At 42.7% G+C, this 16,272-nt stretch carries 13 protein-coding genes; 2 read left to right on the forward strand and 11 right to left on the reverse strand.

The genetic code is table 11. From position 1 onward, the window contains the following. Positions 1–13: 13 nt before the first annotated feature. The 3 genes from AC1RRY_RS11685 to AC1RRY_RS11695 form a co-directional block, all read right to left on the reverse strand. Complete coding sequence (locus tag AC1RRY_RS11685; protein WP_492820627.1) at positions 14–1,093, reverse strand: hypothetical protein; 1,080 nt, start codon at positions 1,091–1,093, stop codon at positions 14–16. 96 nt (positions 1,094–1,189) lie between these two features. Beyond that, positions 1,190–1,978: a hypothetical protein gene (locus tag AC1RRY_RS11690; RefSeq protein WP_492820625.1), complete on the reverse strand. Its 789-nt coding sequence runs from the start codon at positions 1,976–1,978 to the stop codon at positions 1,190–1,192. Next, on the reverse strand, positions 1,956–2,510 hold the full coding sequence (locus tag AC1RRY_RS11695; RefSeq protein ID WP_492820623.1) for an RNA polymerase sigma factor: 555 nt from the start codon (positions 2,508–2,510) through the stop codon (positions 1,956–1,958). Before AC1RRY_RS11695 ends, AC1RRY_RS11690 begins: the two co-directional genes overlap by 23 nt. A 216-nt stretch (positions 2,511–2,726) precedes the next feature. Here AC1RRY_RS11695 and AC1RRY_RS11700 point away from each other — a divergent pair, with 216 nt between their 5' ends. Beyond that, positions 2,727–3,842 carry a family 20 glycosylhydrolase gene (locus AC1RRY_RS11700; protein WP_492820621.1) on the forward strand — a complete coding sequence of 372 codons (1,116 nt, stop codon included), beginning with the start codon at positions 2,727–2,729 and terminating at the stop codon, positions 3,840–3,842. Positions 3,843–3,850: 8 nt separating this feature from the next. Next, positions 3,851–5,029 carry a DUF5009 domain-containing protein gene (locus AC1RRY_RS11705; protein ID WP_492820619.1) on the forward strand — a complete coding sequence of 393 codons (1,179 nt, stop codon included), beginning with the start codon at positions 3,851–3,853 and terminating at the stop codon, positions 5,027–5,029. Positions 5,030–5,092: 63 nt separating this feature from the next. Here AC1RRY_RS11705 and AC1RRY_RS11710 read toward each other — a convergent pair whose 3' ends face one another. From AC1RRY_RS11710 to AC1RRY_RS11745, 8 genes are all read right to left on the reverse strand, one after another. Beyond that, positions 5,093–6,052, reverse strand: coding sequence for a glycosyl hydrolase family 18 protein (locus tag AC1RRY_RS11710; RefSeq protein WP_492820617.1), 960 nt, complete (start codon positions 6,050–6,052; stop codon positions 5,093–5,095). Between the two features lie 24 nt (positions 6,053–6,076). Beyond that, on the reverse strand, positions 6,077–8,245 hold the full coding sequence (locus AC1RRY_RS11715; RefSeq protein WP_492820615.1) for an alpha-galactosidase: 2,169 nt from the start codon (positions 8,243–8,245) through the stop codon (positions 6,077–6,079). Position 8,246: 1 nt separating this feature from the next. Next, a complete protein-coding gene (locus tag AC1RRY_RS11720) occupies positions 8,247–9,623 on the reverse strand; it encodes an alpha-L-fucosidase (RefSeq protein WP_492820613.1) in 1,377 nt (458 codons plus the stop codon). 78 nt (positions 9,624–9,701) lie between these two features. After that, a complete protein-coding gene (locus tag AC1RRY_RS11725) occupies positions 9,702–10,745 on the reverse strand; it encodes an isoaspartyl peptidase/L-asparaginase family protein (protein ID WP_492820611.1) in 1,044 nt (347 codons plus the stop codon). A 32-nt stretch (positions 10,746–10,777) separates the two neighbouring features. After that, positions 10,778–11,695, reverse strand: coding sequence for a metallophosphoesterase family protein (locus AC1RRY_RS11730; RefSeq protein WP_492820609.1), 918 nt, complete (start codon positions 11,693–11,695; stop codon positions 10,778–10,780). Between the two features lie 7 nt (positions 11,696–11,702). Beyond that, complete coding sequence (locus tag AC1RRY_RS11735; protein WP_492820607.1) at positions 11,703–13,136, reverse strand: alpha-L-fucosidase; 1,434 nt, start codon at positions 13,134–13,136, stop codon at positions 11,703–11,705. A gap of 145 nt (positions 13,137–13,281) precedes the next feature. Then, a complete protein-coding gene (locus tag AC1RRY_RS11740) occupies positions 13,282–14,700 on the reverse strand; it encodes a glycoside hydrolase family 125 protein (protein WP_492820605.1) in 1,419 nt (472 codons plus the stop codon). Positions 14,701–14,742: 42 nt separating this feature from the next. Then, entirely contained in the window at positions 14,743–15,978 is a 1,236-nt protein-coding gene (locus tag AC1RRY_RS11745; RefSeq protein ID WP_492820603.1) for an ROK family protein, read from the reverse strand. Positions 15,979–16,272: the final 294 nt, after the last annotated feature.

Raw genomic sequence — 16,272 nt, forward strand, 5'->3', positions numbered from 1 at the left:
TCGGGGTTTATTGTTAGCGGCCTATTCTGATACCGAAAGTAGTCAGATTCTGCGACCACCTCTCTGATGATTCATAGGGCAGAAACCCATTGCGGGTGTCACGGCGCTGAAAGAAATTATTGACATCTCCTTCCAGAAAGAGACTGAATGCCTTGTATCCTACATTCAGCAACAAACCATAGCGGTACGGATTGTCTTTGCTTCTAATCGGAATCTTGGTCTCTGTCTGATTAATAGCTTTGATCTCCGAAAGAATCTGGCTTCCACCTATCAATCGACCGATATAAGCGCCAAACCCGAAATGAAAAGTTTTCTGATTATCAGCCCCATAAAAATTAACCGTCGGGTTAATTTTAAAGTTAGCGTAAAACAATGATTGATTCGACGTACTTACCGGGTCTCTCTTTGTATTGTCGGCGTTCTGGTAGTTTTCAACCATATAATAATTTCCTTTAACAGCAGGCCGGTAAACCGCCACTGTATCAAATGCACTGCCATCTGCATTGTTTACTCTCAACAGATATGAGGTTTTCTTTGTACTTACACTGCTCAGATAATACCAGCTGATATCGAATCCATAACGCAATAGCAATTCTTTGCTTCCGGTACGGATAAAGCTTTCCTGCCTCATCAGACCAATGTTAAAGTTGGGTGAAGCCAGCGCTTTATACCTGAACAGCTCATCAGTATTTTTAAAAGCCGAGTTGCCTCTTTGAAGATATTTAACTGAGGTAAAACCAACGGAGAAATTCAGGTAAGTATTACGGGTCAGTCTCTGCCAGGGTGTGAGCCCCTCCAGTTCACGTTGGCGCGCCGCTTCTTTGGTATAGGTGTTACCATCAAAATCCTGTCTGATGCTCCTTCTTACATTAGAGGGCATTTCTTCCAGATCCTGATTCATTTGCCTTATAATCGTATTCAAATCATACTTTTCAAGGGCTTTCAGGTCTTCTTTTGTTGCACCCCATAAAACAATCTTTTTTCGCTTGCCTATGTTTACCACAATTGAGTCCATATCAGCCTTGCTCCATGCTAAAGAGGCATAAGTATCAGAACTTATCACCAGAAGCAACAGCAAAAAGAGCTTTTTCATGGCAGATATTTCATTAAAGGTTACTGGTAATACATTTGAATAATAGATACATGAAAACATAGTCCATAACCTATTATGTGCCAATTTAAAAGGCCCTTACTTAATCGTAGAATCGGCGGGCATGGTTTCGTTTCTAAAACTTTGCTTCACAAATGCCCAGATTTTGTTAGGTTTATTAGGGTCTGTAGCCTCAGGAGCTTTCTCCACCTGTTTAGCCAGATGTGCTCGTTTGTTTTTCTTTTTTTCTTTAGGAGCAATTACAAAGTCTTCCTCCTCTTCCGGAATCTCCAGTATGGCTACACGCTCTCGTTTAGCAGGAGCCGTTGTGGTGGTTTTTTCCGGTGCTTTATTAGGTCTGAAAATAATAGGGGCATCAAAAATTACCGGGCGTACAATGGCGGGCTCATTTCTTGATGTAATATTGTTATAGCTAAATTCCTGCTCACCTTCTGCTGTAGTTACCATGTTGTCAAACTCCTCATTGGCTATCTCGTCTCCGGCAATATTCGGTTGTTCCTCATTACTAACAGGTACTATTCTCTTTCTATGAATTGACGACGCTTTCAATCCCTGATTCAGTAGTTCTTGCTCCGGCTCTTCAATTATTGATTCAGATGCAGACTCCTTAACAGATTTAACTGTGGCCGGTTTTTTGACACTTACATCACCAGCCAGGGTGGTGTTTTTATTTTCAAGCAATGCATATCCTCCTGCCAGACTCACCAGAGCGATACCAGCAGCCAAGGCCTTCCACCAAACCGACAAGGTTTTCTTTCCTTGTTTCTGTTCAATGCGTTGCCAGACCTGACTTTTATTCCATTCAGGAGTAAAATCTGAGTTTTCAAGATTTTCCCTGATTTCACTATAAAATTTCTCTGTTTGCATGACTTTTATTGGCCATTAGTATTTTCTTTTGTAATAATCGGCGTGCATGATTCAACTGCGACTTAGAAGTTCCCTCACTTATATGCAGCTGCTCGGCAATTTCTTTATGTGTATACCCTTCAATGGCATACAGGTTAAAAACGGTACGGTACCCATCGGGCAATTCGGCAATGACCCGGTAAATCTCCTCTGTCGAAATCTTATCCAGTATATTCTCATCTACCGGCACATCAATTGCGTCACTTTCCGGCATCAGATGAAAACTCGCTTGCCTGCGTAATAACATCAATGATTCATTCACTACAATTTTTCTCATCCAGGCTTCAAAAGACCTTAGGTTATCGAACCTGAACTGAACGATTCCCTCAAAAATCTTCAGAAAAGAATCAACCATTAGGTCTTCAGCCAACATCCGCTCACGTACATATCTGTACGCAATACGATACAAAAAACTGCCATAGTGCTCAAAAATTTCCTTCTGAGCGGTGGCGTCTTTTTGTCGCAGACGTTCGATTGTAGAGGTTAGAATCAAAGTTTAAACGTGGCTTTTAGACTAAATGCAGAAAATACGCAAAAAGTTGTATGGAACATTAAAAAAAATCAAAAAAACAGCGTATCAATAGCAAAACACCATTTACCGACTGAATCACAGTTTTATTACACCAGCCCCGGAATTGCCCGATTTGATTTCATTTAAATAATTTCTAACTTGTCAATTCATTCAATTCTATAAAAACCTATACTTTAGATGAGCAAACAAGTCACTTTGTTGATAGTCATTTTCTGTCTTGCTGTGGCACAGTCACTGAGCGCACAAACAAAAATAGACAGCCTTTTACCGATACGCGGTTTTTGTATCGCAGCTCCTCAACCCAGGCAACTGGATACATTCATCAAATTTATCAATGAAGAGCTGGCCCCCAGAAAAGTAAATACGCTGATATTGCGTGTAGACTGGAACTATCAGTTCGAAAGCCACCCGGAATTGCGTGACAGTATTGCGCTTTCAAAACAGGAGGTGAAAAAACTGGTGAAGGCCTGCCAGAAAAACAAAATTCGTATCATACCGCAAATCAATCTGTTGGGGCATCAATCATGGGCTAAAACTACTCATAACCTGTTGCGGGTATATCCGCAATTCGATGAAACGCCGCATGTAAAAATGCCTGAAAAATATGTATGGCCCAATGAAGACGGTCTTTATTGCAAAAGCTATTGCCCGCAACACCCGGACGTGCACAAAATAGTTTTCGCGTTGGTTGATGAAATATGCGATGCGTTTGAGACTGATGCTTTTCATGCCGGAATGGACGAGGTATTCTATATTGGTGACGACAAATGCCCCAGATGCGGCGGAAGAGATAAAGCTGAGCTTTTTGCGGGAGAAGTGAATAAAATAAGGAATCACCTGGCATTGAAAAACAGAAAACTCTGGATATGGGGAGACCGCCTGATTGATGGAAAAACCACAGGCATAGGTATGTGGGAAGGGAGCTTTAATAATACTCACCGCGCCATTGACCTGATAGAAAAAGATGTAATGATATGCGACTGGCACTATGAACGACCTGACCAGACTGCCGTTTACTTTGCCACCAAAGGTTTTAATGTATTGACCTGCCCCTGGCGAAACCCTAAAAATGCTGTGTTACAAACACATGATATGGTCAGATACAGAAAATCTGTGACTCCGGTAATGAAAGAGCGTTTTCAGGGCATGCTTCAAACGGTGTGGTCAGGTGCCGGACAGTTTCTGGATGAGTTTTATGGGGTAAAAGTGAATCCGGACGCAGGAGACAATACACAAGCGGCCTGTTTCAAAGCCATGTTTGATGAGATTAAGAAAATAGAAGACAGCAAATAATATACCCCATGACAACTTCACTGAAACGTATTGCTTCTATTGATGTATTCAGGGCAATAACCATGCTTCTGATGATTTTTGTTAATGATTTCTGGACATTGACGGGTATTCCAGACTGGTTGCAGCATTCGGAAGCACATGTTGATTTTCTGGGTTTTTCGGATGTTATTTTTCCTTGTTTCTTATTCATTGTGGGGATGTCTATCCCCTTTGCCATCAAGAACAGGATTGCCAGAGGCGAAAACAATTTTCAGATAGTACAACACATTGTCCTGCGTTCAATCGCCCTATTAGTAATGGGGCTCTTTACTGTAAACATTCCCGAAATGAACCAGGAAGCTACGGGTATGAGTCAGGCTGTTTTTCAGGTAAGTGCAGTAATCGCCTTTTTCCTTATCTGGAATGTTTATCCCAAAAGCGAGGGAAACACAAGGTATCTGTTCATTGCCCTGCAGGTAATCGGAGCAGGCATTCTATTGTATCTGGCGTATCGGTTCAGAGGTGGTGAAAATGCCGAAATAATGAAACCGCAGTGGTGGGGTATTCTGGGATTGATTGGCTGGACCTATCTTACCTGCGCTATTCTTTATCTGTTCTTTTATAAAAGTACCAGGTTGCTGATAGCCTCCTGGGTGTTTTTTAATCTATTATGTATAGCAGGTCATGCAGATTGGCTAAAAGCCTTGTGGCCTGACGGACCAAACGACTGGATTCTGGCTAATGGTGCCTTTTCTGCCTTTACATTTACGGGTATTCTGGCTACTTTATTATTAGAACGTTATTACACCGTTAACAATAAAGTCAAATTAACCTACATTTATATGGGTCTGGGAGTGGGAATGCTTATTGCGGGTTTGTTACTTAGACATCACTTTATTATATCGAAGATTTACGCTACACCTACCTGGGTGTTTATTTGTTGCGGTATTTCCTTTATTACCTATGCCATTATTTACTGGTTGGTAGATTTAGCGCACAAAGCCCATTGGTTCAATCTCATTAAACCTGCTGGTGCCAGTACGCTGACCTGCTATCTGATACCTTATATTGTTTATTCCTTTCCGATAGACTTACCTATGAGTCTCACTTTTGGCCTTGTGGGTCTGTTGAAATCGCTGCTTTTCGGGTTTCTGATAATAGGCATCACCGCTTTGCTAGGAAAGATTGGTATTAAGTTGAAGATATAGAAGAACCTTACCCCTAACCCCTCTCAATGGAGAGGGGGACTAGAGGGTATATATTTCTTATAGTTACTTAGCTCTCTGAATAGCCTTCAGCAACGAAGTATCATCAGTAGTATCCAGAACAATTTCCCAGATCATCACACCACCACAACCCCGCTGTTTGGCCAGTTTGGTTTTGTTTTCAATCGTGATTGTCCCATTATAAAATGCTCCTTTCCAATAATCATCGTACGGACTTGCCCCGTCTTTTATTAAGTCGCTGTAGCCCGGGCCATAATTGCCCATACCTTTTTTAGAATAAAAAGGTAAACCCAATACTGCTTTATGAGCAGGAAGACCCCGTTCTTTTATCCAGTAGTCCAGACTTTTCACAGCTAGCGAATACGGAGAATGCGCTATTACATAGCTAGGGCCGTAGTCGGCATCGTACGCCATCAGATTCAGCCAATCCATTTTATCGAATGCTGCTTTTTTGATCCCACCACCTGTTTTGCCATAAGATATAACAGCAGCGGTGAGTTTCTTGCCCTTTTTATGCAACGAATCAGCCAGTTCTGACACCAGACTTACATAATGATCGGCAGATGGACTGTCTTCATCCGGGTATTCCCAATCTAAATCTACGCCATCAACGCCATAGGTTCTTACAAACTGCAATACGTTTTTCACAAATGTGTGTCGTCCTTCGGCGCGTTCTGCCATTTTATGGAAGCGGGTGTCGTCGCCACCACCATCACCAATACCCCATCCACCGATAGAAATGAACACCGATTTTTTATGTTGGTGAGCCACTTTTACCAGATTTTTCAATGTTTCCGGATGGCCAAGCGGCAAAAGGGTATCTCCCGTTTTTGCCGGAATGGCAAAGGAGTAATTAATATGCGTCAGCAAATGGTACGGCAACTTTTCAGCCGGAATAGACGGAGTATAGTACCCCACCACTTTAAACTCTTTGTTTTGTGCAGATAAAGAATGCGCCACTACCGAAAAAATCAGTAACGACAATAATCCTGATTTAACTTTCATTTTTCTTTGGATTTGGTTTAGTATTTATTCAATCACCAGCCAGGTGTAGCCCTCGGCCGGTAGCTGAACAGTAATTTCAATAGAATAGTCTCTGTTTAGTGGGTATGTAGTTGCTTTGCCGTTTTCCGTTTTCACTCTGGCCTCTTTAGTTAATCCTGAATAATAAAGTGGTAGCTTAATTTTACGACTGATGCTCTCTTTTAATGGATTGTAAAGCATAACTAGTCCTTTGGTGGCTATGGCAGGATTCAAATGCATGATACCATCCCAGTCTCTGCCATCAGGCCGGCGAAGGTGAACAATGTCTGAATTCAAAATGTCTCTATACTTTTTGTACCAGCTGATGGTTTCAGTTACTACTTTTTTGGTTTCTGCTGTGTCGTACAATCTCGGTCCACGATAGCATGCCTGCACACCGGCACCATAATATTGCATCATCAGTTGCTTATAATCTTTCAGATGCTCACTCAGCGGTTCTAATACGGCTTCCGCTCCACCACCCTGATACTTGGTAAGTGGTACAAAGCCCCAGCCCATCGACGGGATTTTGTCCCAGGTTCCATCAAAGATATTCTGCCGGTTCAGAATCTTCTGCTGCTCTCTTGAAAGTGAAAAGTTTACCTCTCTGTAACCCAAAGCAATCTTGTGCGAACCATCTAAGAAATACCAGTCGGGTGCATTGATGTAAACCCCTCGGGCATTGAGCCATTGATAAAACTCCTGTTGCATTTGCATCTGTACCCATTGTGAATCGTCAAGCCCTTTATGGCCGGGGTGTTTGATAGAAGCACATACATCACCCGGATAGGGACCATCATGTTCCAACAAATCAAAACCTGTTTCACTGATGAACTTCTTCAGGCTTTTGATATAGTTGATACCCCATTCGCTTGCCAGGCATGGTGCATGGCCAAAGAAAGCGCCCTTGTCCGGCAATCCGGTTACTGGGTCAATCACATCGTTTGCATCGTCAATTCTTCGGCTGCTGAATAATGAATAGCCACCCAGCTTTATTCCTTTGCTATGCGCATAATCAGCCAGTTCTTTAAACTTGCGGATGTTAGCGTCTGACGCATCCTCCATATTGAGGCCGCTGCCAAAACTCAGAATCACCATTTCGTAACCGGTTTCTGCACACTGGTCGACCACACTTTTCACTTTAACGGGGTCTGTACTTATCAGGTGCATGAAGATCGGATTCTGGGTGGTCCATGGGGCAATGGTGCGATACATTTTCCGGCGGGCAAGCCCGTTTCTTTCCCTGTCATAACTGTCTAAAAGTAGTTCATACGAACGGATAGATTTATAGTTGTCGCCGGGTTTCAGGTCTATACCCACTCCTAAAGTAGGATATATCTCTACTACACACGGTGTTTCGAAATTATAATTTACCTGTGACGTATACGAGCTGTCAATCTTCCAGTGTGTTGCCTGATCGGATAGCTCATATCGCATCGCGTTGTTATAGGCGTAGTTATTTTCTATATAGAGCTTTTGAGGTTTCTTCATTTTCTCGGGCTTGCCTACCACGGCAGATTCTTCTTCAGGTGTGGCCAGAATTTCGCTCACTACCTGCGTCAATCTAAGCGCTCCTGCCGATTGGTTGTTGACAGTGACCCACTTGCTCAATAGTGGAATACCGTCGAAAACTTCATAATGAACGGCCACTTCAAGGCCTTTTAATGCCGGTACATCAGACTGAAAATACAACACAAGACTTTTGCCTTTCGGCAGATTACGGTTGGCAGTCCAGGTTGTGGGTTTCCAGTCGAAATGAGGCTGCACCTCTCCTGTTTCATAGCGTACAAACTGAAAATCTTCAGGCTGACTAGTGAACTGACTTACCCACTCATCTAACAGATAAGCGTGTTCTTTTTGTCCGTATAGCCCACCTACGTTATATGCTTTACCATTGATGACCATGCGCGCCTCGGGTCTCACCGAACGCACGAATTGCTCGTTGGTTGTCAGGTTTTTGAAATTGACGGTAGCCGCATTCGGGCTAATTCGAATTTGCCTGCTGATAAGTCCGTTGGTGATTTCGAGCAATTGACCATTCTGCAGCGCCTTTACTTCACTTTTTTGAGTAAAAGGATGCACTAACCAGTCCTGATTAGGTGTCTGAGCAAATGTATAGCCGATAGCCAAGAAGCAGATGATTAACAGTAGGTTGAGGGTCTTATAGTTGCGCATATTATTTCAGGGCATCGGTGATTTCGTAAGTCCATGCATATTGGCAGGGAATAGTATTAGGATTTACCTGTGGAGCCGTGATAGTCAACACCCTGTTTTTGTGGGTAAATTTTACGTCCCCCGCAAAACCCAACAGCTTTACGTTGGTTGGTTTCTCCACATTTTCAATACTAATGCTTTCTTGCCATTTGCTGGCAATAGCATAGATATTCTTTCCTTTCTGTGTAAAATGCAGTTTTGTTTCCTTGGTATATGTTGGGGTTTTGTCCCATTTCCGTGAGCCGTAGATAGCTTCACCATTTACTTTCATCCAGTCGCCCATTTCTTTTAATCTTTGCTGCATAATAACCGGAATCCGGCCATCGGCAGTTGGCCCGATGTTCAACAGAAAATTACCTCCACGTGCTACAATATCTACCAGTTGATGAATCAATTGCTCACCAGTTTGATACACCTCCAGATTCTCATTACGATTATAGCCGAATGATTCACCAATCCCACGGCACTCTTCCCATGGTCGGGCAAAACCATTGGTTGGAGCATTATCAGTTCCGCCATGACCGTATTCTGAAGTATAGAAACTGCCGTGCTTGCTTTTGGTATCATTCCCCCAGCGGTCGTTTACCACCACACTGTTTTTCACAGGTGAATCATTATATAACCAGGCCAGGAACTCTTCACTCTTCCAGCTTTTAGCGGGGTGATCCCATTCTCCATCAGTCCACAAAATATCCGGTTGGTATTTGCTTACCAGGTCTTTCATTTGCGGAATCATGCGTTCGTCAACGTATTTATTGACATCGCTTTTGTAAACCGGATTAAACCACTCGTATAAAGAATAGTAGTACCCCATGTGCAGATTTTTGGCTTTCACTGCCTTTGCCAGGTCGCCGGCTAAATCTCTATGCGGACCCACATCTACCGCATTCCAGTTCCATGACTGAGCACTGGGCCATAGTGTGAATCCTTCATGGTGTTTTGATGTAAGCACTACATATTTAGCACCGGCCTGCTCGAATATCTTTGCCCAATCTTCGGGCTTAAACATTTCGGCTTTGAACTGTTGCGCGAAGTCCTGATACGAAGCTTTGCCGTAATTCTTCTCGTGAAATTCAACAAACTCTTTGTGTATTTTAAGATTGGGTGCAAAAAGCCGCTGCCAGTACCATTCGGCATAGCCACTTCCAAAGCCATCAGCATTTGAATTGGTAGCCCATGCGGGTACAGAATAGATACCCCAATGAATAAAGATTCCAAACTTGGCATCCTGAAACCATGCAGGTGTCGGACGTTGGTCGAGACTCTGCCAATTGGGTTGATATTGTGCGTATGTCTGTAAACATACTAATGTTGCAAGGATTATGAGGTATTTTTTCATAGGTTGAATAAAGGCGTGCCATGGTTCGAAGCCGTGACACGCCTGAATATCTGAATTAACAAGCTATCATTTCAATAGTTACTTAGGAAAATGACTTTTAGCCATGTATACTTTGCCACCGTCATCAGCAAGTGTAACAGAATAGCTAAAACCATGCTGAATTGAATAAGCTCCGTATTCACCTTGTTTATTGATGGCAATAAAGCCTACCTGAAAACCTTTGGCTTTTTCAGGATTGATTTTTACGATACGATCTACGGCAATTTTGCAGGCCTCTTCAGGTGTTTTACCCAGACGCATCATTTCTACAACCAGATGGGTGCCGGCTACTCTGATTACCTCTTCTCCCTGACCGGACGAAGTAGCTGCTCCGATTTCATTATCCACAAACAGACCTGCCCCAATAATGGGCGAATCTCCTACCCTGCCGTGCAGTTTAAAAGCCATACCACTGGTAGTACAGGCGCCCGAAAGATTACTTGAGGCATCAAGCGCAATGGTACCCATGGTATCATGATTGGCTGTGCCATCTTCAAAATAGCTCGGTGCAAAAGGCCCGCCACCATTTTTTCTGGCTTTAATCTGTTGCTGCTCTATATTGATAACCGGCTTGTATTCTGATTTCTTCAACCACTCTTTATAGGTTTTTTCTGCATCGGCCGATAGCTTATCCGGCTCTCTTTTGAAACCGTTTTCCAAAGCAAACTGTAAGGCGCCATCACCCACCAGCATTACATGCGGGGTAGTTTCCATTAGTTTCCGTGCTACCGATATAGGATGTTTGATATGCTGCAAAAAGGCTACTGAACCGCAGTTGGCTTTTTCGTCCATGATACAGGCATCCAACGTTACTTTTCCGTCGCGGTCAGGATTTCCTCCCAAGCCTACACAACAATTAATGGTATCTTCAATTGAATTGGCTGCCACTTCCACGGCATCTAGTGCTCTACCGTTCTTTTTCAGCACTTTCCATGCCTCGGCATTTACAGCAAGGCCGCTATCCCAGGTAGAAACCACAATCGGTTTGTTGGCTACAGTCTTCGTATTAGAAAAAGCCTTGGTTGCCGACATGAAAGGTAAACTCAAAGCCGACCAGCGTATAAATTTTCTTCTTGATTGCATTAGTTTGTTCGTATTAGGTTATTGAGAGTATGTTAATATTTTACGAATTTACGCTCGATTGTGCCATCATCATAAAAATCAAGGATGGCATAGGCAGGTTCAAAATCTCTGAACGGACCTTTCCACCAGTTACCAGAAACCGCACCGTTGTTCAGATACGTTACCCCCCAATAGGTAAGTGACTCCTGCATGTGTAAATGCCCGCATAAGCATACCTTGAGATTTGGGTAATTTCTGAATAGTTTTACCAGCGCATTTACATCAGTATGTATTAAATAATGTGGTTGCTGCAAATCACCGTTTTCGGGCTCTTTATCAAAAAACAAACTAGCTGCTGTTGATAAAATGGGTATATGAGAAGCTATACAGATATATTGCTGCTTTGGTGTAGCTTCTAATTCTGCCTTTAACCATTCGAGTTGTTCAGGATCAATGTAACCCATAAAACCCCCTTTAGGGTATAACTGAGTAGAGTCTAAAACGATGAATTTCCAACCTCCTTTAGTAAAAGAGTAGTATCGTTTAGGCATTTGAAACTCATCTACTACCCATTGCTTGCCATACAGGTGATCGCCTTTCAAATCTTCCGTTTTGCTGAACCATCCCCATATATCATGGTTGCCAATCATGTGTTTTACTTCCAGTCTGTTGTTTTCCTTCAAAAGCTTCTGAAAGAGGTTGAACTGCTCACGGGTACCTTCTTTTGTGTTTTCGAGCGCATCTAATATGGCATCGCCCCCGTTCATGATGAAGTCGGGCTTGGGGCTAAGTCTATTGGCACTCTGGTAAGCCTTTGCCATACCCTCTTCGGCTTCCCGGATGGGTGAAACGTGCACATCAGATAGATAAGCTACTCTCAATGCCCTTTTCCGGGGGAGTGCAACAGGTCTTTCAACCCCGACCATGGCTCCGGCAATAGTGCTGTTTTTTAGAAATCCCCGACGATCCATAAGATTATTATCTGTTAATTTTCAGCGCCCATGCATAGCTTGTACCTGTTGCTTTTCTGGTTTTTTCAGGAATCTCAACAATTATTTTACCATCCTTTACTATCCATTTTAATTTCTCTGTGCTGCCCAGCAGACTTACCGATGCAGTTTTGGGTAAAGCCAGCTTATTGATTTCAATATTTGCCGGAAGTGTTTCACCTTCATCCGCTCTGTAAATGGCATAAGTAGTATTACCATTGTGTGTAAATACCAGTTTGTTTTGTTTGCCCAGTTCGTTATCGCCTCTGGTATTATAGATGGCTTCTCCGTTTACCTGCATCCACTTGCCGATTTCTTCCAGCCTTTGATACGCCTCAGGGTGAAAATCACCCTCCGGACTTGGCGCAATATTGAGTAGCAAGTTACCATTTTTTGATACTACGTCGGTCAGAATATGAACTAATTTTCTGGCAGATTTGAAATTCTCTTTCGGAATATAGCTCCACGAATCCCCCATGGTCATACATGTTTCCCAGGGTATAGGCATGTAATGGTCCGGAATCTGTTGCTCGGGAGTTACATAGTTTTCAAACTCACCACTTACGGTTCTGTCTACTACCAGCAAGCCCGGTTGATGGCCACGTGCCATTCCGGCAATGCGTGCCATGTCAATATCCTGATCGAAAGGAATCGTTTTTTGCCATGATACAGACGAGTCAATTGTACTGAACGGACGCACCCAACCGCCATCAAGCCATAGGATATCCATTTTACCGTAGTCGCTCATCAGTTCTTCAATCTGATTATAAGTAAACTGCTTGAAAGCCTTCCATTTTTCAGGATATTTGGCCGGATGATACGACGGGTTACGGTCTTTGGGCGGGAAATATGACCACCAGTAATCGTTAGAATGCCAGTCAGGTTTAGAGAAATAAGCTCCGATCATGAAGTTATCCTTGCGGAAGGCTGCGAAAATTTCTTTGGCGATATTGCTCTTCGGGTTAGAGGCAAAAGGCGTGTTGGTGATTTTATAATCGCTTTGTTTGGTATCAAACATGGCAAACCCATCATGATGCTTGGTAGTAAAAACCAGGTATTTCATGCCTGCATTTTTAGCAGCAACAGCCCATTTATCCGGATTAAACTGGATCGGATTAAAGGTTTTGGGTATATCTTCATAAGCCTTTTTATATTCATACCAATTATCTTTATAAGGCCCGCGGCGTTCGCACCAGCCTTCGTCTTCCGGGCACAGGCTCCAGCTCTCTACAATGCCCCATTTGCTGTAAGTACCCCAGTGCATCATTAAACCAAATTTCACATTCTGCCATTGGTTCAGCTTTTCTTTTACCTTAGGGTCGTTGGGTATTACATATTTATCATGATTCTGCTCTGAATGCTGCTGAGCAAAAAGTGTGTGTGCCGAAATGGCAATGAAGATAGTGATTAGCGTTTTTTTCATTTTACTAAGTATGGAGAATGTGAGAAGGGAGGATGGAAAAAAGATTTTTCCATTTTTTCTCTATCTTGTTTTCTCATTCTCTGTGTCAATCTATATTAATTATTAATTCTGGTTTACTCAGGCCAAAGGACGAAACATCGTTTCGTCATACGTTCAATAAATGCGGGCGTTCGCGTTCTATTTTCAGCAGCAGTTCACCAAAAAGTGTATTTGCCCAGGCGAACCATTTACGGGTAAATTGAGAGGCATCGTCTTTATCGAAAGACTCGTGCATAAAACCTGTGCCTGCATGGGTATTTTTAAGAAAACGCAGCTGCGCTTTAATCTCCTGATCATTGGTAGAAGTCATGGCACGCATAATGATGCTCATCGGCCATATCTGGTTGACCAATGTATGCGGACTACCAATGCCTTCAGCTGCTTTGCCTTTGAAGAAGTAAGGGTTGCTACCACTCAATACAAAGCGACGGGTGTTCTGATAAATCGGGTCTGTGGCTTTTAAAGCCCCCAGATAAGGCATGCTTAGCAGATTTGGCACGTTGGCGTCGTCCTGCAACAGACAATTGCCAAAACCATCTACTTCCATTGCATATATCGGCCCGTAAATAGGGTGTTTAATAATGGCATATTTCTTAATAGCGGTTTCAACCTTATTGGCGAGTACCGTGCATGTTCCGGCAAAAGCGGTATCATGCATTACTTTCTCCGATATTTCGGCCAACTGGCGGAAAGAAACTACTGCAAACAGATTGGACGGAATGAGGAACGGATACTGAGTGGCGTCGTCGGAAGGGCGGAAAATACTGTGAATCAATCCGTTAGGTTTGGTATTATTACCGTAGCCATTCCCCGGCACGGTATCGGTTGACCAAGAAGTAGTGCGACCGAAACGGTATTTGCCTCTGTCTGCAAAACGCTGTTGTTCTTTGCAGGTGGCAATAATCAACTTTGCCGCTTGTAGCCATTTTGCATCAAAAACACTGGTATCGCCCGATGTTTTCCAGTAATGATATGCCAGCCGAACGGTATAGCAAAGCGAATCCAGCTCCCATTTCCTTTCGTGCAATTCAGGTTTCATATCTGTGTGGTCGGAGTACCACTCCGACTTGCCCGGCCCGTCATTAAACGCATTGGCATACGGGTCAATCAGTATACATTCGGTCTGCCGGTTGATAACACCGGCTATCAGGTCTTTCAATCGCGCATCCTGTTTGATTAAAGGCAGATACGGCCAAACCTGTGCCGTGCTATCGCGTAACCACATGGCATGTATATCACCCGTAATCACAAAGGTATCCGGTCTGTCGTTTTTGGTTTTAAAAATAACCGTAGTATCTAAGGTATTAGGAAAGCAATTTTCAAACAACCATGCCAGTTCAGGGTCTTTTAATGACACCTTCATGCGTTGAATGGTAGCCTCAATGGCCGGACTGCTGAAATTTCTTTTATCAGGAGCGACACGAACGGTCGGAAAACCGATGGCAAAGGCATTACCGCCCGCCAGCATGCCCATACCGGCAAGAGAAGTAGTCTTGATAAAAGCTCTTCGATCGAGATGTTGCATTGAACAGAAAATGTTATTTAGAAATATATCTTATATGAAGCCTTATACCGCTTTCAGTAAGCTCTCAACCACGTAGGTATGCACGCCATATATTTTGGCATTTTCGCCCAGTTGAGAGATTTCGATTCTTAAATCTTCCTTGAAATCGGTTAAGCAGTATTTATTAATGGCGTGTTCTATCGGGTTAACGATGAGTTTCTGCGCTTTAGACAGTACGCCGTCAATAATGATAATCTGCGGGTTAAACAGGTGCACGGCAATAGACAGACCTTTGCCCAGTTCCAAACCTATGTTATGAATGATATCGATAGCAAAGGCATCACCCTGCTGGGCGGCTTCAATCACCATTTCGAGGTTAATATCTTCGATATGGTCTTTAAACTCACCCAGTTTGGAGACTTTCCCCTGCCGAAGTCCGTCTTTTATATTTTTCAGTAAAGAAGACGCCGAAGTAATGGTATCAAGGCAGCCTACTTTTCCGCAGGTACAAAGCACACCGTCAGGATTCACCTGAATATGCCCCAGTTCACCTGCAAAGCCCGATGCGCCATCGAAAATCTCACCATTCACTACCACTCCTAAACCAATGCCCCAGTCGACATTGATTGACAACACATGGTGTTTGCCCTTGGCCAAACCAAAACGGTATTCACCAAATGCAGTGGCCTTTGAATCGTTGAGTACATAACCCGGAAGTTTAAAATGTTCTTCTATCGATTTAACAAGCGATTTATTTTCACTATTGAGGCTCTTGTAAGTGTAGTTAATACCTGTATTCTTATTGACCAGCCCGGGAATAGAAACACCCAGGGCTATCAGTTTTTTACCCTTACTTATTTTTTGCTCGATTACGTTATCTACCAAAGAGAATAGCGTTTCTAAAAACACAGGATTGTTTCTGAGTTGCAAATCAAACACCTGCGTGAAAACCACCTGATTGCGAAGATTAAGGAGAAACACCTTGGTGTCGTGCGTGTTGATGTCAAGCACCAGCACAAATTTTTCTTTTGGATTGATACCGTAAATAGCAGGACGTCGCCCCTGTTTTGACACCCCAAAACCGGTTTCTATAATCCACTTTTCTTCAACTAATTCTTCAATGAGGGCTGTAATAGAAGGGATGCTGATATGCAATGAATGAGATAGTTCAGCAATAGTGTTGGTTTCGTTAAAGTACAGTTCAGATATGATCCCTTTTTTCTGTCTGTTTTTTTTAATATCGATGACCGACTCTCTGCTGGTCACTTCAATATCATTATCAAATGTTACTTCTGACATTGTTTATAATAATTTAATAAGGTTAGGTTCATTGCATGCCGGCCGGAGTAATCTGAAATGCCAGCCTGATGAATCTTCGTTTAGCTTCGGGTGAATTTTAAAAAACAGTAAGCAATTTATTAAAAAAACAACAAGACTGATTGACGTATAGCGCTTTTTTGCAAATCGAACCTAAATATCATATAAAATTTAATAAGACTTCATATGTTTTTAAAATAATTTAATAATTAGTTTTTATTAAACAATTTTTATTTATGTTTGTAGCCACATTTAGTATTTTTTTAAAAATCTATT

The organism is Emticicia sp. GW821-FHT11C11 (genome assembly GCF_058808615.1).